Annotated in this window: 29 protein-coding genes; 9 read left to right on the forward strand and 20 right to left on the reverse strand. The window is 64.4% G+C overall.

The features are described 5' to 3' along the window. The first annotated feature begins 52 nt into the window (after nt 1-52). Together VGG51_01500 and VGG51_01505 are read left to right on the forward strand one after the other, a co-directional pair. Nucleotides 53-766, forward strand: a complete 714-nt coding sequence (locus VGG51_01500) for a carbonic anhydrase (GenBank protein HEY1881699.1) — start codon at nt 53-55, stop codon at nt 764-766. A gap of 2 nt (nt 767-768) precedes the next feature. Next, entirely contained in the window at nt 769-1206 is a 438-nt protein-coding gene (locus VGG51_01505) for a DUF5069 domain-containing protein (GenBank protein ID HEY1881700.1), read from the forward strand. On the opposite strand, the gene VGG51_01510 is transcribed toward VGG51_01505, so the two are convergent. After that, nucleotides 1169-1570 (reverse strand): DUF488 family protein, encoded by a 402-nt coding sequence (locus tag VGG51_01510; GenBank protein ID HEY1881701.1) that lies wholly within the window; start codon nt 1568-1570, stop codon nt 1169-1171. The two genes, VGG51_01505 and VGG51_01510, sit on opposite strands and share 38 nt — an antisense overlap. A gap of 45 nt (nt 1571-1615) precedes the next feature. Between VGG51_01510 and VGG51_01515 the strand changes: the two genes are divergently transcribed. Continuing rightward, entirely contained in the window at nt 1616-2050 is a 435-nt protein-coding gene (locus VGG51_01515; GenBank protein HEY1881702.1) for a DUF6582 domain-containing protein, read from the forward strand. 8 nt (nt 2051-2058) lie between these two features. Here the strand turns inward: VGG51_01515 and VGG51_01520 are convergent, their stop codons facing one another. Further along, nucleotides 2059-2490, reverse strand: coding sequence for a DUF5069 domain-containing protein (locus VGG51_01520; protein ID HEY1881703.1), 432 nt, complete (start codon nt 2488-2490; stop codon nt 2059-2061). A 96-nt stretch (nt 2491-2586) separates the two neighbouring features. After that, nucleotides 2587-2823: a hypothetical protein gene (locus VGG51_01525; GenBank protein HEY1881704.1), complete on the reverse strand. Its 237-nt coding sequence runs from the start codon at nt 2821-2823 to the stop codon at nt 2587-2589. 72 nt (nt 2824-2895) lie between these two features. Between VGG51_01525 and VGG51_01530 the strand changes: the two genes are divergently transcribed. Continuing rightward, nucleotides 2896-3570, forward strand: a complete 675-nt coding sequence (locus VGG51_01530) for a hypothetical protein (protein HEY1881705.1) — start codon at nt 2896-2898, stop codon at nt 3568-3570. A 153-nt stretch (nt 3571-3723) separates the two neighbouring features. Then, a complete protein-coding gene (locus VGG51_01535) occupies nt 3724-4665 on the forward strand; it encodes a formylglycine-generating enzyme family protein (GenBank protein ID HEY1881706.1) in 942 nt (313 codons plus the stop codon). A gap of 9 nt (nt 4666-4674) precedes the next feature. On the opposite strand, the gene VGG51_01540 is transcribed toward VGG51_01535, so the two are convergent. From VGG51_01540 to VGG51_01570, 7 genes are all read right to left on the reverse strand, one after another. Beyond that, on the reverse strand, nt 4675-4962 hold the full coding sequence (locus tag VGG51_01540) for a DUF3303 family protein (GenBank protein ID HEY1881707.1): 288 nt from the start codon (nt 4960-4962) through the stop codon (nt 4675-4677). A gap of 64 nt (nt 4963-5026) precedes the next feature. Then, on the reverse strand, nt 5027-6040 hold the full coding sequence (locus tag VGG51_01545) for a hypothetical protein (protein HEY1881708.1): 1014 nt from the start codon (nt 6038-6040) through the stop codon (nt 5027-5029). 10 nt (nt 6041-6050) lie between these two features. Further along, entirely contained in the window at nt 6051-6830 is a 780-nt protein-coding gene (locus VGG51_01550; protein ID HEY1881709.1) for a hypothetical protein, read from the reverse strand. A gap of 172 nt (nt 6831-7002) precedes the next feature. Further along, a complete protein-coding gene (locus tag VGG51_01555) occupies nt 7003-8196 on the reverse strand; it encodes a PLP-dependent transferase (protein HEY1881710.1) in 1194 nt (397 codons plus the stop codon). Further along, complete coding sequence (locus tag VGG51_01560; protein HEY1881711.1) at nt 8190-9179, reverse strand: alpha/beta fold hydrolase; 990 nt, start codon at nt 9177-9179, stop codon at nt 8190-8192. The genes VGG51_01555 and VGG51_01560 overlap by 7 nt, the downstream gene beginning before the upstream one ends. Continuing rightward, on the reverse strand, nt 9179-10312 hold the full coding sequence (locus tag VGG51_01565; GenBank protein ID HEY1881712.1) for a homoserine dehydrogenase: 1134 nt from the start codon (nt 10310-10312) through the stop codon (nt 9179-9181). Before VGG51_01565 ends, VGG51_01560 begins: the two co-directional genes overlap by 1 nt. 247 nt (nt 10313-10559) lie before the next feature. Further along, entirely contained in the window at nt 10560-10790 is a 231-nt protein-coding gene (locus tag VGG51_01570) for a hypothetical protein (GenBank protein HEY1881713.1), read from the reverse strand. 120 nt (nt 10791-10910) lie between these two features. On the opposite strand from VGG51_01570, the gene VGG51_01575 reads away from it, so the two are divergent. Together VGG51_01575 and VGG51_01580 are read left to right on the forward strand one after the other, a co-directional pair. Continuing rightward, a complete protein-coding gene (locus tag VGG51_01575) occupies nt 10911-12425 on the forward strand; it encodes an arylsulfatase (GenBank protein HEY1881714.1) in 1515 nt (504 codons plus the stop codon). A 2-nt stretch (nt 12426-12427) separates the two neighbouring features. After that, complete coding sequence (locus VGG51_01580; GenBank protein ID HEY1881715.1) at nt 12428-13633, forward strand: class I SAM-dependent methyltransferase; 1206 nt, start codon at nt 12428-12430, stop codon at nt 13631-13633. 8 nt (nt 13634-13641) lie between these two features. Here the strand turns inward: VGG51_01580 and uppS are convergent, their stop codons facing one another. From uppS to VGG51_01595, 3 genes are read right to left on the reverse strand one after another with little or no spacing between them, the layout of a single operon-like run. Further along, nucleotides 13642-14334, reverse strand: coding sequence for a polyprenyl diphosphate synthase (uppS, locus tag VGG51_01585; protein ID HEY1881716.1), 693 nt, complete (start codon nt 14332-14334; stop codon nt 13642-13644). Beyond that, nucleotides 14331-14693 (reverse strand): transcriptional regulator, encoded by a 363-nt coding sequence (locus tag VGG51_01590; protein HEY1881717.1) that lies wholly within the window; start codon nt 14691-14693, stop codon nt 14331-14333. Before VGG51_01590 ends, uppS begins: the two co-directional genes overlap by 4 nt. Then, nucleotides 14690-15289 carry a hypothetical protein gene (locus tag VGG51_01595; protein ID HEY1881718.1) on the reverse strand — a complete coding sequence of 200 codons (600 nt, stop codon included), beginning with the start codon at nt 15287-15289 and terminating at the stop codon, nt 14690-14692. Before VGG51_01595 ends, VGG51_01590 begins: the two co-directional genes overlap by 4 nt. Before the next feature lie 76 nt (nt 15290-15365). Here VGG51_01595 and VGG51_01600 point away from each other — a divergent pair, with 76 nt between their 5' ends. Then, on the forward strand, nt 15366-16316 hold the full coding sequence (locus VGG51_01600) for a hypothetical protein (GenBank protein HEY1881719.1): 951 nt from the start codon (nt 15366-15368) through the stop codon (nt 16314-16316). 6 nt (nt 16317-16322) lie between these two features. Here the strand turns inward: VGG51_01600 and VGG51_01605 are convergent, their stop codons facing one another. The 3 genes from VGG51_01605 to VGG51_01615 all read right to left on the reverse strand — a co-directional run bounded on the left by VGG51_01605 (nt 16323) and on the right by VGG51_01615 (nt 20332). After that, nucleotides 16323-18683, reverse strand: a complete 2361-nt coding sequence (locus VGG51_01605; protein HEY1881720.1) for a choice-of-anchor tandem repeat GloVer-containing protein — start codon at nt 18681-18683, stop codon at nt 16323-16325. A 112-nt stretch (nt 18684-18795) separates the two neighbouring features. After that, nucleotides 18796-19839, reverse strand: a complete 1044-nt coding sequence (locus VGG51_01610) for an NHL repeat-containing protein (protein ID HEY1881721.1) — start codon at nt 19837-19839, stop codon at nt 18796-18798. A gap of 79 nt (nt 19840-19918) precedes the next feature. Then, a complete protein-coding gene (locus VGG51_01615; protein ID HEY1881722.1) occupies nt 19919-20332 on the reverse strand; it encodes a hypothetical protein in 414 nt (137 codons plus the stop codon). 234 nt (nt 20333-20566) lie between these two features. On the opposite strand from VGG51_01615, the gene VGG51_01620 reads away from it, so the two are divergent. Further along, nucleotides 20567-21427 (forward strand): hypothetical protein, encoded by an 861-nt coding sequence (locus VGG51_01620; GenBank protein HEY1881723.1) that lies wholly within the window; start codon nt 20567-20569, stop codon nt 21425-21427. Between the two features lie 29 nt (nt 21428-21456). On the opposite strand, the gene VGG51_01625 is transcribed toward VGG51_01620, so the two are convergent. From VGG51_01625 to VGG51_01640, 4 genes are all read right to left on the reverse strand, one after another. Further along, nucleotides 21457-22425 carry a N(4)-(beta-N-acetylglucosaminyl)-L-asparaginase gene (locus VGG51_01625; GenBank protein ID HEY1881724.1) on the reverse strand — a complete coding sequence of 323 codons (969 nt, stop codon included), beginning with the start codon at nt 22423-22425 and terminating at the stop codon, nt 21457-21459. A gap of 10 nt (nt 22426-22435) precedes the next feature. Further along, nucleotides 22436-23374: a hypothetical protein gene (locus VGG51_01630; protein ID HEY1881725.1), complete on the reverse strand. Its 939-nt coding sequence runs from the start codon at nt 23372-23374 to the stop codon at nt 22436-22438. A gap of 5 nt (nt 23375-23379) precedes the next feature. Further along, entirely contained in the window at nt 23380-25227 is a 1848-nt protein-coding gene (locus VGG51_01635) for a prolyl oligopeptidase family serine peptidase (GenBank protein HEY1881726.1), read from the reverse strand. 56 nt (nt 25228-25283) lie between these two features. Then, on the reverse strand, nt 25284-25815 hold a 532-nt coding region (locus VGG51_01640), incomplete at its 5' end, for a hypothetical protein (protein HEY1881727.1).

The following is a 25815-nucleotide window of genomic DNA, read 5'->3' on the forward strand; positions in this document are numbered from 1 at the left end:
GAAATTACCTATACCGGCTGCGGCCGCGTCAAAGATGAAGGAGTTTTTTGCTGTGAATCAACCCGGATCGGGCGGTCGATTTCGCGTGGACCGTGCGGCCTTTCTTACCGGTACCCTTGCGGCGATCGGCGCGGGATTCTGCGACACGGCGGCTCTCGCCCAACCACCCTCGACCTCGACCGTGCCCCCGAAGCTGCTACTCGAACGGCTGATGGCCGGAAATAAGCATTTCGTGAGCAACGATTTCCCGCCGCTGAGCAAGGTCGCCGAAAAACGCGAACTGCTGGTCGAAGGCCAGGCGCCGTTTGCCTCGATCCTCACCTGCGCGGACTCGCGCGTCGTTCCGAACTTCGTTTTCGTCCAGGGGCTCGGCGATCTGTTCGTGACCCGCGTTGCCGGCAACTTCCCCGACGATCTCGTCACCGGTTCGATCGAGTACGCACAGGAGCACCTCGGAACGCACCTGATCATGGTGCTCGGACATCAAAACTGCGGTGCGATCAAGGCCGTTTACTCGGCAATCGAGAGCAACGCGACCCTCCCACCGCACCTAACGACAATTCAACGGCTCATCGCGCCCGGCATCGCCGACGTCGTGAAGCGCAAAGGCAGCATCGACGACGCCATCTCCGCCAACGTAAGCGCCGCCGTCGCCAAACTCAAGAATAGTCCGCCCGTCATATCCAAGGGCGTCGGCGACGGCAGCGTGCTCCTCGTCGGCGGCGTGTATCGTCTCGGCACGGGTGAGGTAAAGCTGGTCTCCTAAGGTTGAAACCACTCGATTTAACGGTTCGAGCTCCACGCAGCTGTTACGCGGAGCTCGACGGTCTGATGTTGCTGCCGCGGACCATCGACAAACTCCGCGCGACGCTGCCGGGCGGCGACCCGGGCCTCTATTTCATCAACCGAAAGATCATGGGAATTTCAGGGTATCTGCTCGAGCGGCTCGGGGTCACTGAAGAAGAGCTACGCGATGCCGTACGCGACTGCGCAAGCGAAGAGGACGTGGCGCGCTGGCTGCGCGAGCGGACGGACGCCACGGCCTATTCCGCCATCAATCAGACGCTACGCCGCATCAGGCCCAAGCACGCACAGGACGAGGCATATTTTCGGAGCGAGTATGCCCAGACGCTCGCGCAGCATCCGGAGCTGGAGTTCATCGTCGATATCATCGAGGCGGACGATCGGCGGCTTTTTTCGCCGTAAGGCCGGCTCGTCGCGCGAAGAGGCGCTGCAAAACGACGGCCTCGTTGTCCTCGCGGTCTCTCGCGCCGAAGAGCAGCGTGATCGTCTTCGTGCGCTTGGCCGATGCGAGCAAGGCGTCAACGGCATCGCCGGCCTTGGATTGCCTCAGCTCGGCCCGATAGCGCTTGGCGAACTCTGCCCACCGCGCGGGATCGTGCGCGAACCACTTGCGAAGCTCCGTGCTCGGTGCCAGATCCTTCGCCCAGGCATCCAGCTGCAGGCGTTCTTTACTGATACCGCGCGGCCACAGCCGGTCGACGAGGATGCGAAATCCGTCGCCGGCGGCCGGCTCGTCGTACGCGCGTTTGAGCTTGATTTCAATCATCGCTTCACCGGGTAGGCCGACCTCCTGCAGGGTACGTTACTTCGCATGAGAGCTACCTGGAAACCTCACGAAAAACACGGCCGGCTTACGATGCGCAGCGACCTGCCGGCCAGCGTCTTCGCGTTCCCCAAGCAGCGCAAAGAACCGATGACCGACGCCCGGCACGTCCGCAACGCGGTCGCGCGCTTCGACCAGGTCACCGACGCCTCCGCGGAAGACCGCGAACTCGCGTTTGCCAATATCAAAAAAGCGGCCAGGCACTACGGGGTCGACCTGGGCGAAGGCTCGTGGCAAGAGCTCGGCGTGCATCCTCAGCCCGACCGCGCGGCAAGCGCGCGTAAGGGATCGGCAACACGCAAGCGCACGGGGAGTGCCAAGAAGGCCGCAAAGAAGGCGGTGGCGACGAAGCGTCGCACGGGGACGCTGCGCACGGCCGCACGTAAGGCCGCGGCGACCCGCAAGAAACGAAAGTCAGGCTAGGAAGACCGCTACGAAAACGCTTGCTGGTCATCGGCCTCGATAACGTCGAGAATCTTCGATAGGTCGGGGCGCGCCGCCATCACCGGATGACGGCCTCGAACCAGCGCCTGATTCTCGGGTGACATCCGCTCGACGACGAAGCCCTCGAGTTTAGCGTTGAGCGCGGAGGCCGTGCTCGGATCGACGCGCGTCGCCAGCCACCGCGCGACCGCCGCTTCGTCGGGTGCGCCGGCAACGACCGTTCTGAGCTCGTCCATATCGAGCCCAAGACGGCGAATGACCCAGGCGCTGAATCCGGTGTCGTGATTGAGGTAGGCGCCAAGGCTTCCGCCGGGAAGTTCGGCGCGCAGCTTATCGATCGTTCGCGCAAGAAAGTAAAAGCCGAGCAGCTTTTCGCGCACACCGCGCGGCGGCGCTTTTCGCAGATCGAGCGGCGTCATCGGGGCCGTTCTCCTTCGGTAATCGGCGTTCGCTGGGGCCCCGCTTCGCGCGAAGCCCCGGCGCAACGATAAAGCAGTCCTAGGATCCGATAGCGACTAACCCGGGGGCGCCTGGCCTTGCGGCGGCGGGGCCGCCTGCTGCTGCTTGGCGGCCTTCTTTTGCTTCTGCTTCGGACAGCCTTTTTGTTTGCATTTGCCCTTCTTCGTTTGCTGTTTGGGCTGGCTCGACGTAGCCGGCTGACCCGGCGGCGGGGCGTTCTGCGCGATGGCGGCGCTCGTCCCGATAAATGACGCGATGAGTACGAAAACGAGGATGCGCGAGACGTTCAACATGAACTTAGCCCTCCTTGGGTCATCATTCTAGCAAACTCAACCGGGCGCGGCCATCTAGCGAAAGGGATTGCTATGAACAGTCAGACTACGGCCTACTCGCTTGCGATCCACCGCCAGTCCCGCGTTTACGCGGCGCTCGCCGTGCTCGCGCTGCCGGTGATTCTGGCGATTTTGCCGGGACGTTATCAGTTGATGCCGCGGTGGGCACCGTTCGTGGCCGCCGCCCTGCTCGCCATACCGATGGTCGCCGCCGGCATGGCTCCCGGCAGCCTCTTTTGGCGCCGCGCAGAGGGCGCGACCGCAGCCGTCATCCTGCCCTTCGCCGCACTAATGGAGCTTGTGCTGCTCGCGCTTCTGCTGCGCGACATGGCGAGGGTACATTCGGGAATCAGCGGCCTGACGCTGCTGACGACCTCGATCGCGATCTGGACGCAGAACATCCTGATCTTCGCACTGGCATACTGGCAGATCGACCGCGGCGGCCCGGCAGGACGGGTATCCGGCTGGAAAGGGCGCACGGATTTCACTTTTCCGCGGGGCGATCCCGAGGACAACGTTCCCGCCGACTGGCTGCCGCTTTTCGCCGACTATCTTTCGCTTGCGTTCAACACGTCGGCCGCCTTCAGTCCAACGGACGTGCTTCCGCTGCGGCCGCGCGCCAAAATGTTGATGATGCTGCAGAGCATCATTTCGCTGATCACCGTGATCGCCGTCGGCGCGCGCGCCATAAACCTCCTCGGAAGCTAGAGCACGCGAACGACGCGAACCCGCGGATCGCAGCACCGTGCGAGCCGGTCACCCAAAGATAAATGAGCCTCAGCCTGGCGAGCTTTAGAGTATTTCGCGCGGTGCGAGGCAAAGATCGAAAAACTGACGAGCTTAGGAGTGAGGCGAAAAGAAATGAGAGGGACGGCGGCCGTGGACGACATGGTGCGCATCGAAGGCGGAGAGTTCGCGATGGGCTCCAACGACTTCTATCCCGAAGAGCGGCCCGTGCGGCGCGCCGAAGCCGGCGCCTTTTTTATCGACCGCCACCCGGTAACAAACGAGCAGTTCTCGCGTTTCGCCGACGGGACCGGCTACGTTACGCTCGCCGAACGACCGATCGATCCAGCGCAATATCCGGGGGCGATTCCCGAAATGTGCGTTCCGGGATCGCTCGTCTTCCGGCCGACGCGCGGACCCGTCGATCTGCGCGACTGGTCGCAGTGGTGGGCCTGGACGCCGGGCGCCTCGTGGCGCCATCCGCTCGGTCCCGATTCGGCAATCGACGACGCCGGGTTGCACCCGGTTGTACACGTCGCGTTTGAAGACGTCGAGGCCTACGCAGCCTGGGCCGGAAAGTCGCTGCCGACTGAGGCCGAGTGGGAGTTTGCCGCACGCGGCGGTTTAGACGGTGCCGTCTATACGTGGGGCGACGAGATGATTCCCGGGGGAAAGTACATGGCAAATACCTGGCAAGGCGAGTTTCCCTGGCAGGCGCTCGACCTCGATGGCTTCAGCCGCACTTCACCAGTAGGCAGCTTTCCCGCCAACGGTTACGGCCTGTTCGACATGGCCGGAAACGTTTGGGAGTGGACGACCGACTGGTATTCCACGCAGCCCGGCACCGTCGAATCCAAGCCGTGCTGCGGCGGCGCACAAGCGCGCCTGGCGAACATCGGTGAAAGTTACGATCCCAATCAGCCGAACATTCGCATCCCGCGCAAGGTGCTCAAGGGCGGCTCGCATCTCTGCGCACCGAACTACTGTCTTCGTTTCCGCCCCGCCGCGCGATCGCCGCAGATGATCGATACGTCGATGAGCCATCTGGGCTTTCGCTGTATCCTTCGCGACGAGTAGGGAATCTCGCTAAGGAAACGCCTTCGCGATTCCAGCCGCGACCTCGTCGGGCGTCATTACCGGGGTCAGTTCGACGCTCGCGCCGAGCTCGTTGAAAAATGGCTCGCAAATCGACGGTATGTCGCTGGGATCCTTGAGATCGAAGACCACAACGCCGCCGCGATCGCCGCCGACGGCGGTAAAGTACGCGGCCTCGGGCTTCCAACGCTCGAGCATCTCGCCGATTACTTTTGAAAGCCGCCCGTCGGCAACTGCTGCGTTCCCCGCGTCGACCGGAATCTGGATCGTCATCATCATGCGCATGTGAGCGCCGCCGTTCAGGGGGAGAGCTGCAGAATCCTTGGCCGCGCGGACCTTGCGCCTACTGCGAGACTGCCTCCGGGAGGCTGCCACTGCCGGTGAGGCCGGCCGGCGGACGCACGACACCGCGTTCCATATCGAGCCACGCTTGCGCGAAAATCGGGCGAAGCGTGTAGATCGAGTGCGTTCCATCGGGCTGCGAATAGAACGTTACGGCGAGCCCCGAGTCGCGTAGGAAGACCGCGGTGTCGATTGCGAAGGTGGTCGTTACGATCGGATCCCGCGCCCCGGTCAGCACGTAGAACCTGGTCCGAGAGAGGCTCGAGAGGACGTGCCCCGCGCGTGAGTTCAGCAGCGATCCGGCGATCGACATCACCGCGGACCAATCGTTGGGATGCAGCGGCGCGATCTTGAATACCGAGAATCCGCCCATCGAATAGCCGGCGAGGTACCGCCGATGAACGTCGATGTTGAAAGCACCGCTCGCCGCATCGAACGCATCGTAGACGTCGCTCTCCGAACCACTGTAGTCGTAGTAGCCGCGGGCATACGGCGCCACGACGATCGTACCGGTCTGCTCGGCAAGATCGGCGATGTACTGCGGCGAGAGCAGGTGCGACTCGGCCTGCAGACGGCCGTGCAAGAAAATCAACAGCGGCGCAGGGCGCGACGGCGAGTACGAACGCGGCACGTAGACGGCGACGGGCTGCATCGTTCCATCTTTAGAGGAACGCACGAACCTCTCGCCGAGGCCCCGGACCGAAGCCATCGGCGCGTAGGCGCTATCGAGCAGCTGCGTCGCGAGGCTCGAGTCGAGCCGAGCAAAGTTTTGCCTCAGCTCATCCCAAGACGCAGCGTTCACGCCCGGCGGTGCGGCCGAACCGAACGTCGCGGCGTCGTCGACCAAACGCTGATAGTAATCCATCGTCGAGTCGCGGCCGGTCGCAACCGCGATCCGCGCCGCTTGCGCGTAGTATTGCGCGGCGAGCGCGCCGAGTTGGCGCGGAAGGCTCGCCGGCTGCGCGCCGAGCAGCACGACGCACGCCACGCCGGCCGCAAACCTGCGAAGGTTCATGATGTGGAGTTTAACGTGCCGGCGCGAGCTCCGGTGACAGGCGTGCGGCTTCGAGCCCGTTCCAAAAGCCCGCCACCCCGTCGAGCATCGCTTCTCCGGCGGCCAGAAAGCGCTCGGATGAAAACGTCGGCTTGGCAAAAGCCACGCGCAGCTCGTCATCGGTGTGGGCGGCGTGATTCTCCTCGAGCGCGTCGTGCCAAGTCCAAAAGCCCAGCGGCAACGCCGGAACGCGAGCCTGCTTCACGACCCGAAGGCCGGCGATCAGCTGCTTCCAAAAACCCGCGGCCGCCCAGTGTTCGATCGCATAGGAGGCGCCGGCTGCGGTCGATTCATCCTCGGAACTGTACCAGGCCATCAATGCCTCGCAGAACGCAAGCGTCGAAGCTCGTCCGCAGCGGCGTTTCCCGACCTGTGCCCACTGTAGACCCAGCGACTGCGCAAAGTGGGCAAGCCACTCGAAGTGTCCCGCGTCGAAGCGGAACGTCCCGCCTTCGATGCTGCCCGACTTCGTAAAGACGACCCCCAGCTCGTTCATCAGGATCTCCTTGCCGGCGCGGTAGCTTTGCAGGTCGATCGCGTTGATGCACTTTCGCAACTGCGCCTCGATGAAGAGATGGCTGAAGACGGAGAACTGCACCGTGAAGTCGCGCAGCTCGTCGAGGGTAGCTTCGCCCCGCGAGAACCAGCTGGTATAAGCGTTGCTCGCGACGATCGGATGACGGTCGATCGTGACGGTGACGGCTCGTTCGAACTCTTCAAGCGCCATCGAGGGCGGGCACAGCGCGTTCATTTGGCTTTTGACTCCTCGTAAAAAAAGAGCCGCCTCGCGTCGGCGAGGCGGCTTTGCATTTTGACGAAACTCGTTCGTTAAAGCAATGGCGACCTGTGCCGGCTCCGGTTGGAGCAGCCGTAATAGCGATAATAGGAAACCGTTGCGATGCGTACGAGCATGTTGGGCGCTACTATACCACACACGCCGGCGCGTCTGCAATCCTTCGAAGCGACCCCCGAGTCGAGTCGAGCGCGGCGCCCAGGTCGGCCAGCAAGTCGTCGCCGTCCTCGATACCGACGGAGAGTCGCAGGAGATCGTCGCCGATATCGAGTTCGGCTCGTTGCGCCGCCGTCAGCGAGCCGTGCGTCATTCTCGCCGGACTGCAGATCAGCGATTCGACACCTCCGAGCGAAACCGCCAGAGTAAAGATCGACGTCGATTGGGCGATCGCGTGCGCCCGCTCCACGCCGCCCTTCGGGCGAAAAGAGACGATGCCGCCGAAGCCGCGCATCTGCCGGCGCGCCAACTCGTGCTGCGGGTGCGTCACCAGCCCAGGATAGTAGACCTCGGCCACGTCGTCGCGGGCGGCGAGAAATTCGGCGACGCGCTGCGCGTTCTGCACGTGCGCGCGCATCCGCAGCGCCAGCGTCTTCGTGCCCCGCAACGTGAGGTAGGCGTCCCACGGCCCCGGCACCGCGCCCACGCAGTTCTGATGATAGGCAATCTGCTCGGCGATCTCGCGCTCGCTGCTGATGACGATACCGCCGACCACGTCGCTGTGGCCGCCGATGTACTTCGTGGTCGAGTGCACGACGAGATCGGCACCGAGCGCGAGCGGCTGCTGAAGAAACGGCGAGGCGAAGGTGTTGTCGACCGCGAGCAGAACGCTCGCCGGACGCGTCCGCGCAAGCTCGGCGATGTCGCAGAGCCGCAAGAGCGGATTGCTCGGTGTCTCGAGCCACAGCAGGCGCGTGTCGGGTCGCGCGGCCGCCCAGGTCTCCCGTACGTCGCCCGTATCGACGAACGTAACGTCGATCCCGTAGCGCGAGAGCACGGTCGTGAAGAGGCGGTGCGTCCCGCCGTAGATGTCTCGCGTGGCGACGATATGATCCCCGCTTCGCAGCAGCGAGACCGCTCCCGCAACTGCTGCCATGCCAGAGGAGAAGGCCGAAGCGAAAGATCCGCCTTCCAGGGACGCGAGCTGGCGTTCCATCGCGCTGCGCGTCGGATTGACCGTACGCGAGTAGTCGAAGCCCTTGGTCACGCCGATCTGCGGCAGCGTAAAGGTTGCCGTCTGATAGACGGGGACGATCGTCGCGCCGGTCGCGGAGCAGGGATCCTGGCCGCTCCAGATCGCGCGTGTCGAGAAACCGTGGTTCAGCACGAAATGCTCCCAACTGCGGCCAAAGACGGCCGCGCGATGCGGGTTTTCAAAAGCGCGGCGAGCTCGTTCGATTCGGCCAGAAACGCATCGTGCCCGTGATCGGAACGCAGCTCGAGATAGGCTGCGTCGAAGCCGGCGCGCGCGAAGCGTTCGGCGGCCGCGCGTACGTCCTGTGCGCGGAAAAGCCAGTCAGAGGTGATGCCGACGAAGGTAAGCGCCGGCTTGTGCTCCGACGCGCGCCAAACCGCAGGTCGCACGTCGAAGGAATCCATCGCATGCGTTAGGACCGCATAGCTGTCCGGGTTCATTCGCCGCTCGAACCGGTCGGCTTGATGTTCGAGGTAGCCTTCGACATCGAAGAAAGGACGGCCGAACCGATCGGAGCGCCGGTCGTGACGGCGCGCGAGCAGCTCGTCACTCTTGTACGAGAGCATCGCGAGCTTGCGCGCCAAGCGTAAGCCCCGGGCCGGGTCGAGCTCGATCGCTTCACGCTGCAGCGCGTTGAGGGCGATGCCCATCGCGCTGTGATGATCGTGCGCGCCGACGACGATCGCGCCGCCGACGCATTCCGGTGCGCAGACCGCCCACTGCAGCGCGCGCATGCCCCCGAGCGAGCCGCCGATCGTGAACGCGAGACGCTCGATTCCGAGCCTGCGCAGTGCGCGCCGCTCCGCGCGAACGATATCGCGGACCGTGATGCGCGGAAACGGCTTGCCCGCCGGACCCGTCGAGCCGTAGCAGCCTCCGAGCGCGTTGATGCCGGCGACGCACCACTCGCTGGGATCGAAGAGCGCGCCGAAACCGGCAATTGCCGGCCACCAGTCCGCTACGCGGCTCGAACCGGTCAGCGCGTGCTCGATCAGCACGACGTTCGATCCGTCGGCGGCGGGCGTGCCGTAGAGCGTTACCAGCTGGTCGACCGCCGGCAAGATCTCTCCGCAATCCAGCGGCAACGCGCCGATCGCGACGCTTTCTTCCCGCATCACGCGTTCACCAGAGCGCGCGATGACGGCACGCTCGTCAGCTCGTCGTCCCAGATGGGATATCCGGGCAGTTCGGCGGCGTGCGCGAGGCGGTTGAAGAACGGATCGACGCGGATCGCCGGCTCGAGCGAGTTCGTGCGTCCGCGCAGGTCGAATCCGCGCCCCTGCCCCAGCGCGCGCAAGACGCTGACAACGTCGCCGAGGACGGCCGAACCCGTCGCCACGCCGCCGGCGCCGGCGCCTCGCAGCACGAGTGCACCCGCGTCGCGTGCGAGGATTTGGACGACGTTCTCCGCACCGGCGGTACGCCCGAACTCGTGATCTTCGTCCACGAGCACGGGTGCGACCTCGGCGAAGACTCCGTCGTCCGTCCGCAGGGCTGCGGCGACGAGCCGAATCCGGCGACCGAGCATACGCGCCCGCGCCACGTCGCGCTGCGTCACTTCGGTGATCCCTATGCGCCGGATGCGCGGTGAGATCACCGATCGGCCGAAGGCCAGCTGGGCAATGACCGCGAGCTTGTGCGCGGCGTCGATGCCGTCGACGTCGTTGGAGGGATCGGCCTCGGCGTAGCCGCATCGCTGCGCCTGCGCGAGCGCTTCGACGAACGAAGCCCCGTCCTCCATCGCCGAGAGTATCGAGGTGCACGTTCCGTTGACGACGCCGGCGACGCCGAAGACTTCATCGCCGGCGAGCGCCTCATCGAGCGTCCGCAGAACCGGGATGGCGCCGCCGACCGCGGCTTCGAATCGGAGCGCAGCGCGGCGCGACGCCGCCAGCGCCTGCAGGCGCGGCCCATGTTCGCCGATCAGGTCTTTGTTTGCGGTGACGACGTGCCGCCCGCGCTCCAGAGCGCGCTCGACCAGCTCGGCAGCCTCCGTCGTTCCGCCGATCACCTCGATGATCAGATCGACCTGCGGATCGTCGACGACCGAACGCGCGTCCCGGGTAAATAGCCGTCGCTCGAGCGAATTCGAGCGCTCCTTGAGTGAATCGGCGATCGCGATCGCGCGAAGCTCGTAACGAACGCCGCTCCGGCGCTCGATTGCATCGCGCTCTTGGTGCAGACGGTCGGCGACGTTCGAGCCGACCGTTCCGCACCCGAGAAGCCCGACCCCCACAGTCGTTTTCATGATTTCCCGGCCTCCTGTTTCGATGGGAAAGCGAGGATAAAAGACGCGCCCCCCGCCGTTTTCGGCGAGGGGCGTGTGAAGCGTTTGTTTGCGAACTTACTCTGCGCGCTTCACGACGACCCCGCCGCATGCATCCGCATGCCGTACATCGGGCACATCGTCGGGCTATAGGCAAAGAAAGACATTGCAGGTAACTTAACACCGGGGACCCGGGGTGTCAAGTTACGCGAGTGAATACTCGACTGGCTTATGCGATCGGCTCGCCGGTAAGAAACGCCAGCGCTACGAACGCGGCCGCGATTCCGAAGCGCAGGTTCCCGTAAATCCGGCGGCCTCCGCCGCCGGACCGCTCGACGATCGCCGGCAGCGCAGCCTGCAGAAGCACGAAGCCGCCGGTCACGGCCCATCCCTCCCAGGTCTTCGGGCTCCAGCCCAGGCCGAACCGGCGCCGCTTGAACCAATATCGCTTGTCGCTCATGCTCTCTGCATACCCTAGTTACCGCCGTAACCCGACGCCGTGCGTTTTTGGGGTAGCGCGGCGCCGTCTTGCTTGCTACGCTAAACTCCCAAGACCACACACCTAGGAGAGCATACGGAAATGCCTGACAAAAAGCCTAATATCCTCATCCTTTGGGGTGACGATATCGGCATCTGGAACGTTAGCAAGTTCAGCAACGGCATGATGGGGTACCGCACCCCGAATATCGACCGCGTCGCGAATGAAGGCGGCCTCTTCACCGACTACTACTCCCAGCAAAGCTGCACGGCCGGACGCGCCTGCTTCATCACCGGTCAGAATCCGATTCGCACCGGTCTGACAAAAGTCGGAATGCCGGGTGCGACGGTCGGCCTTCAGCCGGAAGACCCGACGATCGCCGAGCTGCTCAAGCCGCTCGGTTACGCTACGGGTCAGTTCGGCAAGAACCACCTCGGCGACCGCAACGAGTTTCTGCCGACGGTTCATGGCTTCGACGAGTTCTTCGGCAACCTGTACCACCTCAACGCCGAGGAAGAGCCCGAGCTGCCAGATTATCCAAAAGATCCAAAGTTCAAGGAGACGTTCGGGCCCCGAGGCGTGCTCCATTGCTGGGCGACGGGCGCCGACGACTCGACGGTCGACCCGCGCTGGGGCCGCGTCGGGAAGCAAAAAATCACCGATACCGGGCCGCTGACGAAAAAGCGCATGGAGACGGTCGACGAGGAGATCACCAGCGCCGCGCTCGAGTGGATGGAGAAGCAGGCCAAGGCCGATCAGCCTTTCTTCCTGTGGTACAACTCGACCGCGATGCACTTCCGCACGCACGTGGCGGAGAAGAATCTCGGCAAGAGCGGCCAGGACCCGTACAGCGATCGGATGGTCGTGCACGACGAGCAGATCGGCATGATGCTCGATAAGGTCGACGAGCTGGGCATCGCCGACAACACGATCGTCATGTACTCGACGGACAACGGTCCCGAGAACGACACCTGGCCGGATGGCGCAAACACGCCGTTCCGCGGCCAGAAAGACTCCAACTGGGAAGGCGGTTGGCGCGTCCCGTGTTTTATCCGCTGGCCCGGTCTCATCAAGCCCGGTTCGGTTTATAACGACATCGTTTCGCACATCGACATGTTCCCGACCCTACTCGCCGCCGCCGGCAATCCGAACGTCACGCAGCAGCTCCTCGACGGCTCCAAAGTCGGCGACAAGAAGTTCAACGTCCACCTCGACGGCTTCAATCAGATCCCGTATTTTGGGGGAGAGAGCAAGGTGAGTCCACGGCAGTCGATCGTTTACTTTAGCGACGACGGCGAGATCGTCGCCGTACGAGTCGGCGATTACAAGTTCAATCTAGCGCTCCAGCGCGCCACGACGATGGAGCAGTGGGCCGCACCGTTTGAGAAACTGCGCGTACCGCACATCATGAACCTGCGGCGCGATCCCTTCGAGCGAGCCGACTTCAACTCAAACACGTACTGGGACTGGAGCGTCGATCACGCGCCCCAAATGTATCTGATGCAGGCGGTGATCGCCGGTCAGATCGCGGATTTCGAAAAGTTCCCGCCGCGGCAAAAACCCGCTTCGTTCAACCTCGACTCGGTCATGGAGCAAGTAAAGACCCCGCACGGCTAACGATGCCGCGCAATACCATTGCAGGGGTGGGTGACTTCTACGAGAGTCACCCCTACCCGCCGCCGGCCGACGACCTGGAAGCCTACCGGCGCGCCTGCGACGATGCTCGCTGGCGCGCCGATTCCTACCTCTTCTGGCCCGGCGAACGGTACCGCGACGATCGGAGCATTCTCGTCGCAGGCTGCGGTACGACCCAAGCCGCGCATTACGCGCTGCGCTGGCCCCGCGCCCGCGTCGTCGGCATCGACCTCAGCGCGAGCAGTATCGCCTACACGCAGGAGCTCAAGCGCAAGCACTCACTGTATAATCTCGACGTGCGGCAACTCGCGGTCGAGCGCGCAGGCGTACTCGGGGAGCGGTTCGACTACGTTATCTGCACCGGCGTTCTGCACCATCTGTCGGACCCCGATGCCGGCCTCCGAGCGCTGCAGGAGGCGCTGCTGCCCGGCGGCGCGATGCACGTTATGGTCTACGCGCCGTACGGCCGCGCCGGCGTCTATATGCTGCAGGAATACTGCCGCCGTCTGGCCATCGGCTGGAGCGAGCACGAAATTGCCGATCTCGCGGAGACGCTCAAGGCGTTGCCGCCCGACCATCCTATCGTACCGCTGCTGCGCAGTTCGCCGGATTTCACCAGCGTCGCCGGCCTCGCCGACGCGCTGCTTCATCCCCAAGATCGCGCGTATACCGTTACGGAGCTTCTCGCCCTTCTCCAGCGCGCCGGCCTGCGCTTCGATCGCTGGGTGCGCCAGGCACCGTACCTCCCCGAGTGCGGCGCGGTCGCGAGCTCGCCGCACGCGCCCCTGCTGCGAAGGCTCGGCGCGGCGGAACAATATGCGGCGCTCGAGCTGCTGCGCGGAACGATGGTTCGCCACTCGGTTATCGCCTATCGCGACGACGCGCCGGCGCGCGGCGGCGTCAGTTTTGACGGCGACGCATGGCTGCGCTACGTGCCGCTTCGCCTACCGGGCACGATCGCGGTTCGCGAACGCCTGCCGGCGGGCGCGGCGGCGGTGCTGATCAACGGCAATCACACGTACACCGACCTTTATCTGCCGATCGACGCACCACGTCTGCGGCTGTACGAAGCGATCGACGGAAAACGCACGATCGCGCAGATCCTCGGCGAACGTGAAGAGCGCGAGCCGGCTCGCGATTTCTTCGAACAACTCTGGCAGTGGGATCAGGCCGTCTTCGCTCTGAATTAGATTCCGGGTTATGTCCCGTACCGCCGCCGACGCAGCGCAAAATCCTCTAAAGCGGCTCGCAGCTCTTCTTCCCCAAAGTCGGGCCAATAGGTCCGCGTCGCCCAGAACTCGGCGTATGCGGCCTGGAACAACATGAAGTTCGAAAGGCGATACTCTCCGCCGGTGCGGATGACGAGATCGGGATCGGGAAGGCCCGCAGTATAGAGACGGCTCTCGACGGCACGCTCGTCGATCGAATCGATGGAACGCAGCCCGTCATTGACCTCCCGCGCGAGCGCGCGAACGGCGTCGCCGATCTCGCGGCGAGCGCCGTAGTCGATGGCAAGATTCAAGGTCACCTCGTCGTTGCGGGCCGTCGCGGCAACGAGACCTTGCAGCGCGCGGCGCGTCGCCGCCGGCAGCCGGTCCGCGCGCCCGCAGAGGCGAACTCGCACGCCTTCGTGACGCAGCGCGCGCAGCTCGCCGCTCGCCGCCCTCAGGCAGAGCGCCATCAGCAGGTCGACCTCGGCGGCCGGGCGATTCCAGTTCTCCTCGGAGAACGCGTACGCGGTGACGACGCGAATCTTTGCGCGCCGCGCGGCGCGCAGCGTGCGCCGCAGCGCGGCGATGCCCTGACGATAACCCACCGCGACCGGCAGCTTGCGCTCCCGTGCCCAGCGGCGATTGCCGTCCATGATGATCGCGACGTGGCGAGGAATCACGTCGTTGCCAGCTTCGAGCGAGGCACCGAGTCACGCCGTTCGTGAACGTCGCGAACGACGCTCTCGAGTTCGTCGACGTAGGCAAGAAAGCGCTGACGCCCCCGCTTTGTGATGCGGTACGACGTAAGCGCACGCCCACCGCCGCGCTGTTTGTCGGTCGCGACGATTCCGACCTCGGCAAGCGCGTGCAGGTGACGGTTGAGGTTCCCGTCGGTGAGATCGCACGCGCCTTGCAGCTCGGTAAAGCTCAAGCCGTCGGGATGCGCGATAAGGCAGGTGCAAATCGCGAGCCGGCCGCGCTCGTGAAAGATGCGCTCGAGCCGAGGATAGGCGAAAGGCGCGCCCTGCTGCTCGCTCACGGCCGGCTATCCACCCAAATGAAGTACCCGATGAGGAGTTGTCCGGTGCCGAATCCCAACGGCATCACCCACCAGGTAAGCGCCGCGCCGACGAGCGGCGTAATCAAGAACGCGAGCGCGAGCAGCGCGAAGAATGCCGTAACGACGATCGTCGACGGCGGGATCGCACCCCGCGAGGCAAAGAGTCCGATCGCGTAAAACGCAAACCACGTTCCCGGCAGAAGCGAATACGCGCCGAGGTCGATGAGTGCAACGCTCAGCGCGCCGCCTAAGACGATGCTCGGGGAGATCGAGATTGCAGCGGTCCGGAAGCGGCTGCGCGCGCCCGGCGCGCGATGCTTGACCAGCCAGGCCGTCACCGCACCGTAGTTGAGCAGCAAGGCAACCGCGAGACACGAGAGCCAGATCAGCAGATACGCTTGGTGCTCTCCCAGCGTCCGCGGCATCGGCGCGATCACGCGCTGCACGAGCGCAGCGACGATCGCTACGACGCCGCTCGCCGCAGCGGCGGGGGCCGAGTACCCCTCGAAGCGCTGGAGTTGGGCAAGGCGATCGCGAACCTCCGCAAGATCCGAAAGCGCCTGCTGGAGTTCCATTATTTACTTTGTATCACAAAGTTTCGCATCGAGCAAGCCTCGGAGCCGGCTCTTCGGGCTCGCCGCGGCGCTCGCGATGGCCGCGTGCTCGACGCCTGCCTCGCCGCAACCGCCCGTTTCGTTCGGCGCGAGCCTGGGCGCGGCGCCCGGACGCATAGCCGCATCGCCCGATAGCGGATCCTCCTGGGAGGACGCCGCCGCCGCTGCTTCCGGCGCACTTCTCTATCTCTCGGACTTTCGCAACTACGACGTATACATCTACACGGTGCCTGCCTTAAAAATGGTCGGAAAGATCACGGGATTCTTTCAGCCGCAGGGCGAGTGCAGCGACAACAACGGCAACGTCTGGATTACGAATACCGGCGCGCAGCAGATCCTCGAATTTCGCCCTGGTTCGAAGCGTCCCGTCGCAATGCTCGACGACTCGACCGGGTACCCCGTCGGATGCGCGGTCGACCCGCGCAATGGCGATCTCGCGGTCACCAATCTTTTCGATCTCTACGGCCCGGGCGGAGTGCTCGTCTTCAAGAACGCGCGCGGTACGCCGCGGCCCTATCTCGACTCGAATCAGTTCTACTACTACTTCGCCGGGTACGACCGGCACGGCAACCTCTTCACCGACGGCCTGACGAAGGACAACGTCTTCACGCTCTCGCTGCTGCCTACCGGAGCGTCGCACATGTCGACGGTAACCGTCCGCGGCGCGACGCTCCACTTCCCGGGCACGATCATGCACAGCGGTTCGTCGCTTGTGATCGGCGATCAAGAGTGCGGCGGAAAAAAGACGTCGTGTCTTTACGAGGCTGCGATCTCCGGAAGGACCGCCGCGGTTACGAAGACGATCGAACTGCGCGGCTCGTGCGACATCGCGCAGACGGTGCTCGCAAACGGCCGGCTTTTCGGCGGCAATTACTGTCCGCAAGGCACGAGCGGCACCGACCGCTGGGCCTTCCCCGCCGGCGGGAAGCCCCTGGCGAGCGTTCCGGGCGTGCACGATCCGATCGGCGCGGCGATCGTCACCCGCTAAGCGGCGCTACGGTGAAAAGCTGAAGATCGCGCCTTCGCTGCCGGCGCCGCCGTAATCGGCCACTCCGTAGAGCTGACCCTCGAACGACTCGAGCGCCGCCGCCGGCTTCAACCCGTCCGGGCGGTCGCCGAAACTGTAGAGAAGGCTCTCGCTGCCGTCGCCGGCGATACTAAAAATCGTGCCCTTTTCGTTCGCTCCCCCCTCGCTCGTCGTTCCGTAGAGCACGCCGTCGAGAGCGGTAAGGCCGTCGAGCGGATTTGCGCCGTCGTGTACTGGTCGGCAACACGAGAAGCTGTGCAGTACGCGCTCGTTTCCCGAGCGCTCTATCCGAAAGACGGTGCCTTGCGAGGCCGAGCCCCCGCCGAGCGTCGTTCCGTAGAAGGTCCCATCGACGTCGAGCAGCCGCCCCGCCGGATAGGCGCCGTCGTGTGAGTCTGGCCCGTACCGAAAACGGTAGACGACCGATTCCGCACCAGTGCGTGGGTCGAGCCTGAAAACGGTGCCGCAGCCGAGCGAACAAAACGGCGTCCTCGTGCCGCCGTACTGCGTCGCGCCGTAGAGCGCGCCATCGACGTCGATGAGACCCGCGACGGGTTGGTCGCCATCGCCGCCGCTGTCTTTGAAAGCGTGCAGCACGTGCTCCAGCTTACCGCCGGCGCCGACTCGGAAAACGGTGCCGCAGCCGTTCGTGCACAGTGCGTTTCGCGCCCCGCCGAACTGCGTGGTGCCGTAGAGCTTATTCCCGAGTGCCAGGAGCCGGCCGTTTGGCGCGGCACCATCGGCCCCTCCGGCAAAGCGGTAGAGCGTCGTTGCGCCGCTTCCGGCGCGGCTCGCTTTGAAGATCGTCCCGCATCCGCCCGCGCAGTTTGCGTTTGCGCCGCCGAGGCTCGTCGTGCCGAATAATCCCCCGGCAACTGGCGTTAGCCCCGCGCTGGGAGCGGCACCGCCGTCACCGCCGGCAAAGCGATAGGTCACGCGCTCTTTCCCCGTCGCGTCGATCGAGTAGATCGTCCCGCAGCCGGAGGGGCAGCGCGAACCGCTCGCGCCGCCGAACTGTGTCGTCCCATAAAGTGCCGATCCGCTCGCCGTTAGATGCGAGGCGGGCGCTTTGCCGTCGTTGGCTTTCGCTCCGAAACTGTAGAGCTCGCGATACGTCGTGTCGTCGTCGGGAGGACCGCCGCCCAAGGGGTTCTGCAAGAAGTATTTCGGCGGCAAGGGCGCGGGAATCGTTTTAAACGTACGCGGCGCCTGCGAATAATCGAAGCAATCGGAGAGATCGTCGGCGCGTTCGTCGGTAGTGTGCAGCGACGGTAAGCCGAACGTTTCTTCGACGTACTTCAAAATGCTGCCGAACTCGTGCTGCCGATGCGAGACGTACCGGCTCTTGGCGTACGGCGAGATGACGATCAACGGTACGCGGAAGCTCAGTTCGTATGAGTTGTAGCGGGGAGGAGCCACGTGGTCGTACCAGCCGCCCCAGTCGTCCCAGGTCACGAAGATCGCCGTCGAACCCCAGTACGAACTCTTGCCGATCGCATTGACGATCGCCGCCACCCACGACGGGCCGGAGCCGTTGGTCGAGCGAGCGTGATCGGAGGCAAGGCCGGTCGGCGTAATCCAAACGACGTCGGCGAGCCTTCCGCCGGCGATGTGTTTGAGCACCTGTGCGGACGGCCTGACGACGTCGCGTGCGAATTCGCGGCTATCGCGGACGCGCACGATCGCATCGGGCGCATTCCATAACCCCGCGCCGGCACTCGCCTGATAGTAGCGCCAGGTCAGCGATTTCGCATCGATCAGATCCATCAGTGCGATCCGGCGGAAGCACGGATAGACGTACTGATGCTCCGCTCCTTTCGCGTCGATCAACGCAACGAGCGAACCCGCCGGCGAGTCGCACCCTCCGGTCGGCACGCCGGCGAGCGTAAAGGGATTATCGGCAGCGCGCAGCGAGGAGCCGCTGCCGACGCTCGAGGTCCCGCTGACGATGTACTGATGCGCCGGAAAGCTCGGGCCTTCGTTCGTCTGGAACATTCGGTCGGCAAACGCGTACTGCTCGGCCATAACGAAGTACGGTGCGGCCGCTTTGCGCGGAACGTAGCCGTACGCGCGGATCTGCGGGGCCGGACAGAGATTCAGGTTGAAACAGCGGCCGGTCACCTTGTCGAAGCCGTCGAGCTTGCCGCCGTCGTACTCGGTTTCAAAGGAGCCGTGTGTGTGGCCGAGATCGTACGGCGTCGTTAAGCCAAAGGGCCGCAGCGGGATGCGTAATCCCTTGGAATTGAGTCCGCTGTGCACGGTGTCGGCGCCGGGAAGGCCGTTGAAGAGATTGTCGACCGTGCGATTTTCCTGAACGATGATGACCACGTGCCGAATCTTCGAAGCCGCCCCGGCATGAAACGGGCCAGCCCGTAACGCCGGCGTCAGCGCGCCGGTACCGGCGCTGTGGCAGCCGGCGAGGACCGTGAGAAGCGCGAGCCTACGGAGAGACGACGAGGGCGACCGGATCGCTGATGCCCTTGGTAATCGTCCGCTGCAGGCGCAGGCCGGACGCGGAGTACTCCGTGACGCCGCTCGGACAGGTGCTGGCAACGTAGAGCGAGCTGTCCTGGTTCATCGTCATCGTGCTCGGGCACGCAATCCCCGTCGAGGTCGCCGCGACGCGTTTGAGCGTCTGCACGTCGTAGGCGGCCAGCACGTTGCGCAAGTAGTTCAGCACGTAGAGCGTAACACCGTCGGTGCGGATCGCGATCGGCTGGTGAATCCCCGCCGTGAGCCGGCGCGGCGTGCTCCACTGGCCCGGCGTGTAGACAGTAATCGAGTTGCCGCGCTCGTTAGCAACGTAGAGATTGTTGGCGGCATCGATTGCAATCGACGAGGGGCCGGCCATGCCGGCTTTGATGATCCTCAACGGTTCGTTCTTCGTGGGCGGATAGACGCTGACGCTGTTAGCGGCAAAGTTTGCGACGTAGAGATTCCCTTTGCCGTCGAACGCGAGGCCCTGCGGGTTGCGAATATCTCGCACGATCGTTCTTACCGGCGTATTGCTGCGGCCGGAATAAACGGTGACGGTATCGTGGCCGTTATTCGCGACGTAAAGCCGGCCGGCGTTGTCGACTGCCATCGTATAGGGGCCGAAGATTCCGTTGCTGATCGTCCTCGACGGACTTCCGCCGCCGTGCGGGTAGGCGGTAACCGTGCTCGTGAAGCTCCCGCTTGGTGAGCCGTAATTGCCGGCGTACAGCATTCCGGATTTACCCTCGGCGAGCGAATCGGGGTAGCTGACCCCGTTTGAGATCGTCCGCGTTGGGGCTTTGAAGCCCGGGGGCACAACGGAGATCGTGCTCACGTAATAGTTCGCCACGAAGAGCGTCCCGTGGCTGGTTGCATCCGGGGCGGCGTTGCCCTGCAGTCCGGTTGGCGCGAGCGGAGTCGCCGGCGGGATGCTTCCATTGTTGCTCGCAGAGCAAGCAACGAGGAAAGCGAGGAACGATCCCCGCCAAACAGAGGCGCAACGCCGCATTCAGACCCTTTCTTACCGCATGAAAAAAAACGTTGCTCTCCGCTTCGAGTTTCCGTTGCGTAGGCCTCCGGCGTTCGGGTTAGACGAACGCTACCACGGCGGCTGCGGCAAGGATCGCTGCGGCGTCCTCGAGCAGCGCCGCGGGGAGGCGTCCGAGTCGCTCGATCGCGAGCTTTCGGGCGGCCAATCCGGCGAAGGCTCCGCCCACCGCGGCGAGGGCGCCGAGCAGCACGCCGGCAAAGATCGGGGCGCCGCCCAGCGCGGTTACCGTCCAGCCGCAAAAGGCACCGCTGCAGGCTCGCGCGATCAGCCCGAGCGGTTGCGTGCGCGCCGGTGCGCCGGGGTGCAGATCGCCGGCGTCTTCGAGCAGCGCGAGCACGGCGAGCACATAGGCAAGCGGGCCGGGCCGCCGCATCAGCCAGAGGATGGCCGGTGCCGTGAAGGTGCGCAGCCCAGCCAGGAAACCGAGGAGGACCGCCGCGACGAGCGCCATTGGCTTACGGCTTTTCGATCAACAGGCTTCCGGGTGACCGGATGCTGTTGATCGGCGGAGCGTACGGCGAATATGGCGTGTCCCAAAGTATGAAGACGCCGAAAAGTATGAAGATCCCACAAGCAAAGGAGCCAGGCGAATGTCATTGCGCATGAAGGACCTCCGATCGAAATAGCTCGCGCGAAGTAAGCGCTGCTTCGAGGCAAATTTCGCCAAGGCCTCGTAAAGGAGAGCATGCGCGCGTTATACGTTCCCCGGCTCGCGGCCGCACTTGGATGCGCCGCGGCAATCGTTTCGTACGGCTGCTCGAGCACCACCACCACACAACTCCCCCCGCCAGCGACCTCTGCCGCCCGCGCACATCCCGACCAGCTGCTGCTGTGGTACAACGGCGGCGCCGTGCTGACCGCCCCGAAGCTGTATCTCGTCTTCTGGGGCTACAAGAAGTACGGCGACCCGAACAAAGTGCAGAGCCTGCTCGAATCGTACGCCAAGAGCCTAGGAGGCAGCGCACACAACAACATCTATACGCAATACTACGAGACCGTCGGCAAAAAGAACGTGTACATCACCAATCCGAAGGATCAGTTCGGCGGAACGTGGAGCGACGAATCGGCGGTGCCCAGCAGTCCGACCGATCAGCAAGTGGCCGCGGAGGCGATCAAGGCGTTGTCTCACCTGAAGTACGATCCGCAGGGCGTCTACCTCGTCGCGACGCCGCACGGCCGCAGCATGCAAGGTTTCCCGGCGAACTGGTGCGCCTATCACAGCTATACCTACTACAAGAAGAACGATCTGCTGGCGTATATTAACTTCCCGTACACGCCCGACTCGGACGGCTGCGGCAAAAACAGCATCAAGCCCCCCTCTGACGAGAGCGGTGCCGATGAGGGCGTCACGATCATGGCCGGCGACGAATACGGAGAGGCGATCACCGACCCGCAGCCCTTCAGCGGCTGGCGCGGGGTCGACGGCGAGATCGGCGACGACTGCGCCTGGCACAATCTCGCCAACGATCGCTTCGGCTCTAAGCAGTACACGACGCAGCCGGAGCTGAGCGACGCTACGCACACCTGCGTGCAGACCTACAAGTAGGGCGCGCCTCGGTCGACGGTGACTTTCAGCTAAAGTAGGGCCGCCGCGGTGTGCATGGCGTTGGCTCCGTTGCGCCAGAGCACGTACTGCAGCGGCATCTTCGCGTTCATCGAGGCCGCGCCGATCTCACCGTGCGTGTCGATCGCGATCACGCAGTATTCGCCGCCGTGCAGATCGGGCGCGCTCTTGGCCATGAAACGCATCAAATCGTTGCAGGCTTCCTGCGGGTGCGCGCCGGCGGCCATTCGGGAGACGATGTAGATCGACGTGCAGTAGTTAGCCATCACGTCGCCGTTGCCCGTGGCCGAGGCTGCCCCCGCAGACGCATCGGCGTAGTAGCCGCAGCCGACAATCGGCGAGTCGGCGACGCGTCCGGGGATCTTCCACTCGAGCCCGCTCGTCGAACACCCCGCGACGACCTGCCCCTTACCGTCGATTGCGACCATGCCGATCGTATCGTGATGATCCGCGTCGATCCAAAACGTCTTGTGGTTGGGCGTGTTCTTCCACTTCAGCCATGCCTCGAGGCTGTTTGGAGTCAGCAATTGCATCGGTTTGAAGCCCATCTCGATCGCGAACTGCAACGCGCCTTCGCCGGCCATCGTCGTGTGCCGCGTCTTCTCCATAACCAGTCGCGCGACCGAGATCGGGTTCTTGATCTTGTGGAGGTTACAGACCGACCCGGCGCGATGCGTCGTACCGTCCATGATGCCGGCGTCGAGCTCGACCTCTCCCTGCGCGTTGGGCAACCCGCCGTAGCCGACGCTATCGACGTTCGGATCGTCTTCGACCAGGTTGATGCCTTTCTCGAGCGCGTCGAGCACCGACCCGCCGGCGGCGAAGACTTGCGCCGCGCGCGCGTTGGCTTCGATGCCCCATTTCCAGGTCGAAAGAAAGACTGGGCCGCTGCCGCCCTGAGCCGCCGCCGGCGCCGTCGCCGCGAGCGTCGCGGCCGCGCCGGCAGCGAGTAAAAAGTCGCGTCGGTCGATACCTTCCATCAATGCTCTCCTACAAACTCACGGCGTCCGAAACGGGAAAGACGAAAGAACCGAAACTGCGCTGGGGCTTTCCGCCCGCCGGATACTTCCAAACGCGAACGACCGCCGAGCTCACCCCCTGGTCGGGCCCAATGAGCTTGCCGCCGTCGATCCAGAAATCGTCGACATCGCGCGAGCCGCGCAGCGCGACCTTCGAGACGGTCGTTCCCGAGCTGCCCGAAATCGCGAAACGGTAGACCGTCGAGCCTTGATAACCGACACCCTGATCGTCGACCGCGAGGTAGGTTCCGTCCCAGTGCAGGCCGCCGGCAGCAGCGATCGACTCGTCGAGCGTAATCGTCACGAACGCTTTGCTCTTCGCCGGCAGCTCGGCCAGCGCAAACTGGGCGTGCCCGTTGGAGCCATCGACGAAAAGATCGCCTTTATCATCGTAGGTGCAGTGACTGGGAAGGTAGACGGGCGAGCCTTCGAACTCCTTGGGTTTGCCCTTTGCGTGCGTGAAGATGGCGACTCCGCCCGGACTGCTGTCGCGCGGCTGGGCCGCCACGGCGAGATTTCCGCTGACCGGATCGACCGAACAGCCGAGCATATAATCCTGCGTATCTTTGAGGCGCTTGCGGATTGTTCTGCTGCCGTGAGCGAACTCGTCGAGCTCGGAGTTGTGACTATCGGTAATGAAGACGTCGCCCTTCGCGTCGACGCACGAGCCGTTGACCGAACCGAAGCCCGTCAGCGTGCCGAGCGTCTTGCCCTTGGGATACGAAAGATAGGAGACCGTATTGGCGCCGTTGTCGACGACGTAGAGCAACGCATCTCCCGCTGCCTTTGCGGTTGCCGGTTGTCCGGGGTAGGCAACGGGACCGGCTTGATTTCCGGCCGCGCTGCACCCGGTAAGAAGCGCAAGCGTAACGAAAACGCCGCTCGCGCGCGAGCCGAGAGTGAGCTTCATCGTAACTACCTCCTGACGTAACGGTCGAACCAATCGAGCCAGCGGCGATAGACGTCGGCCGTTCGCACCGGCCCACTGGGCAGATGGCCCGAAGTAGGATAGGCGTAGAACTCCACGGGGACGCCTCGGTCGCGCAGCGCGTGAAAGAGCTCGTAGCTCTCCACGATCGGAACGCGAACGTCGTAGACGTTGGAAAACATCAACGTCGGCGTCGTGATTCGCTCGAAGTACGTCAACGGCGAAGCGGTCCTCCACTGCGCGAGCGCGCCGGGCGCAAAGGGCGAGCTTCCGAGCGAGTTGCGATCGTCGTCGATATCGTCGGCGGTCGCATAATCGACGACCAGGTCGTCGACGGCGGCTCCCGCGACTGCCGCTTTGAAGCGAGTATCGTGGCCGATCAGCCAGGTCGTCATCTGACCGCCGTACGACCAGCCCGAGACGCCGATCCGGCCGGGATCGACGATGTTGCGCGCGACGACCGCATCGATCGCCGCGAGCACGTCGTTGCCCGGGCCGACGCTCGGATCGGCGAAGATCGCGTGCTGGAATGCATTGCCGCCATTGGTCGAACCGCGATAGTTCGGCGCCAGGACGAGATACCCGCGCGAGGCCGCGTATTGATAGAACGGATCGAAGGCAACGAACGACGAGAGATTGGGGCCGCCGTGAATTCGCACCAGCAGCGGATACTTGCGGTGCGGATCGTAGCCCGGGGGATAGGTGAGAACGGCGTACTGCATGTAGCCGCCCGAGGCGTACGCAATCTCGGTTTGATGGGCGAGATCGAGCGCCGCGATCGTACCGTTGTAGTTCGTGAGCCGCTGGGGAGCTGCGGAGGCCGACGGCAGATAGTAGAGTTCGTCGGGGTGCAGCGGCGTCGAACCGGTAAATGCGATGGCACCATTGCGCGCGGCGCACTGCGCTTCGATCGAAGCGTCGGCGACCTCACCCGTGCTGACGTCTTCAAAGCCTGCACGCTCCGTCCGTCCGAGGACGAGGCGAACGCGCGTGCGGTCGTAGACGCGCATCAGCAGACGCGAGGAATCGTACCAGGCGAAGGCCTCGCTGTGGCGGTCGAGGCCTCCGGAAACGTCGCGCGGCTCGCCGCCCGCCGCCGCGACGGTAAACACCTCGGACTCATTAGCGGGATCACCGTCGCGCGGATAGAGGTAGGCGACGCTCGACCCGTCGGGCGCGTAGAGCGGCCCTTCTTCGAAATGGCGTTGCGGGGTCAGCGCGTGGCGCATTCCGCTTGCCGCGTCGACGCGCTCCACGAAGGATCGGTCGCGTAGGCTGTAAGCGACGCCGTCGGCGTGAGCGTACACGATCGAGCGGCCGTCGCTCGACCACGAGGGAAGGTCGTCGCGCAGGCTCCAATCGCTGCCAGAGGTCAAGCGCCGCTCGCGCCCCCGCAGGTCGACGAGCCAGAGATGCGCCGGCACCGGCGCCTTCGTCGCGAGATACGCGTTGTCTCCCACGGCAAAGCCGTCGAGAAAACTCGCGGCGCCGGTGCGTACCGGCACTGCGTCACGGCGAACGAAGGCGAAGCGCACGCCGTCGGGTGCCCAGCTCGCATCCATCACTTCGGTGCGGCCGGCGGTGATGCGCTGTTCCCGACCGCGCGCATCGAGGGCGAAGATCTGATCGGTCTTCGTTGCCGGATCGTCGGCGATATAGGCCAATCGGTCGCCGGACGACCACATGAGGTTCGAGTACGACTCGTGTACGAGAGAGAGCCGGCGGTCGCGCCGGAGCTTTAGGTCATACACGTGCAGTTCGTCTACCGACGTGTTTCGCTCCACGACCGACCGCGAGACGACGTAGGCGATGCCCCGGCCGTCGGGCGAGATCACCGCGCCCGAGACGCCGGCGATGCGATTGCCGGCGTCGAGCGAGTAGATCGCGGGGACTACAGCTTCACCTGAAGGGCGAAGTAGAAGTTCAACGCAAGCGGATAGTTACCCGAAGACGAGTCGCTGTACGTCGGCACGAAACTCTGCGCGAAGTACGGATTCTCTTTGACGCCGTTGGCGGCGAGATCGTTGGGCCCCGTGCCGTTGTAGAAGTGGCCGCCGTTGTAGAACGTGTTGGAGACGTAGCCGCAGATCACGGAGTTGGGAGGGTAGGCCGCCGTCCACGGCGCGCTTGAACCGCCGAAGCAGCGGTTGAGCAGGTTGGTGACCATGAGCCGGCCGGTCACGCGCGGGCTGAAATCGTACGACGTCTGCATGCCGAGATTCAGCTGCCACGGCTGGCGAAACTGCCCGAACGTATCGAACGTGCCGGTCTGCGGATTGGGAATGTACAGCGTTCCCGGATCCGATCCGTCGCTGGTCAGGGCGTGTCCGCACGACGTGTAGTCGGCGCTGAGGGGATTACCGGATTTAATGCCGATGCTGCGCAGGTTTGCGCTGCAGCTTCGCGGATCGAGCCCCACGACG

The sequence above is a fragment of the Candidatus Cybelea sp. genome, assembly GCA_036489315.1.
Classification (GTDB): domain Bacteria; phylum Vulcanimicrobiota; class Vulcanimicrobiia; order Vulcanimicrobiales; family Vulcanimicrobiaceae; genus Cybelea.

Coding starts and splice junctions, on each gene's coding strand:
- VGG51_01510 (HEY1881701.1), bottom strand. CDS start 1,570: ATGATTGAAATCAAGCTCAAACGCGCGTACGACGAGCCGGCCGCCGGC.
- VGG51_01515 (HEY1881702.1), top strand. CDS start 1,616: ATGAGAGCTACCTGGAAACCTCACGAAAAACACGGCCGGCTTACGATG.
- VGG51_01520 (HEY1881703.1), bottom strand. CDS start 2,490: ATGACGCCGCTCGATCTGCGAAAAGCGCCGCCGCGCGGTGTGCGCGAA.
- VGG51_01525 (HEY1881704.1), bottom strand. CDS start 2,823: ATGTTGAACGTCTCGCGCATCCTCGTTTTCGTACTCATCGCGTCATTT.
- VGG51_01530 (HEY1881705.1), top strand. CDS start 2,896: ATGAACAGTCAGACTACGGCCTACTCGCTTGCGATCCACCGCCAGTCC.
- VGG51_01535 (HEY1881706.1), top strand. CDS start 3,724: ATGAGAGGGACGGCGGCCGTGGACGACATGGTGCGCATCGAAGGCGGA.
- VGG51_01540 (HEY1881707.1), bottom strand. CDS start 4,962: ATGATGATGACGATCCAGATTCCGGTCGACGCGGGGAACGCAGCAGTT.
- VGG51_01545 (HEY1881708.1), bottom strand. CDS start 6,040: ATGAACCTTCGCAGGTTTGCGGCCGGCGTGGCGTGCGTCGTGCTGCTC.
- VGG51_01550 (HEY1881709.1), bottom strand. CDS start 6,830: ATGAACGCGCTGTGCCCGCCCTCGATGGCGCTTGAAGAGTTCGAACGA.
- VGG51_01560 (HEY1881711.1), bottom strand. CDS start 9,179: ATGCGGGAAGAAAGCGTCGCGATCGGCGCGTTGCCGCTGGATTGCGGA.
- VGG51_01565 (HEY1881712.1), bottom strand. CDS start 10,312: ATGAAAACGACTGTGGGGGTCGGGCTTCTCGGGTGCGGAACGGTCGGC.
- VGG51_01570 (HEY1881713.1), bottom strand. CDS start 10,790: ATGAGCGACAAGCGATATTGGTTCAAGCGGCGCCGGTTCGGCCTGGGC.
- VGG51_01575 (HEY1881714.1), top strand. CDS start 10,911: ATGCCTGACAAAAAGCCTAATATCCTCATCCTTTGGGGTGACGATATC.
- VGG51_01580 (HEY1881715.1), top strand. CDS start 12,428: ATGCCGCGCAATACCATTGCAGGGGTGGGTGACTTCTACGAGAGTCAC.
- VGG51_01595 (HEY1881718.1), bottom strand. CDS start 15,289: ATGGAACTCCAGCAGGCGCTTTCGGATCTTGCGGAGGTTCGCGATCGC.
- VGG51_01600 (HEY1881719.1), top strand. CDS start 15,366: ATGGCCGCGTGCTCGACGCCTGCCTCGCCGCAACCGCCCGTTTCGTTC.
- VGG51_01610 (HEY1881721.1), bottom strand. CDS start 19,839: ATGCGGCGTTGCGCCTCTGTTTGGCGGGGATCGTTCCTCGCTTTCCTC.
- VGG51_01615 (HEY1881722.1), bottom strand. CDS start 20,332: ATGGCGCTCGTCGCGGCGGTCCTCCTCGGTTTCCTGGCTGGGCTGCGC.
- VGG51_01620 (HEY1881723.1), top strand. CDS start 20,567: ATGCGCGCGTTATACGTTCCCCGGCTCGCGGCCGCACTTGGATGCGCC.
- VGG51_01625 (HEY1881724.1), bottom strand. CDS start 22,425: ATGGAAGGTATCGACCGACGCGACTTTTTACTCGCTGCCGGCGCGGCC.
- VGG51_01630 (HEY1881725.1), bottom strand. CDS start 23,374: ATGAAGCTCACTCTCGGCTCGCGCGCGAGCGGCGTTTTCGTTACGCTT.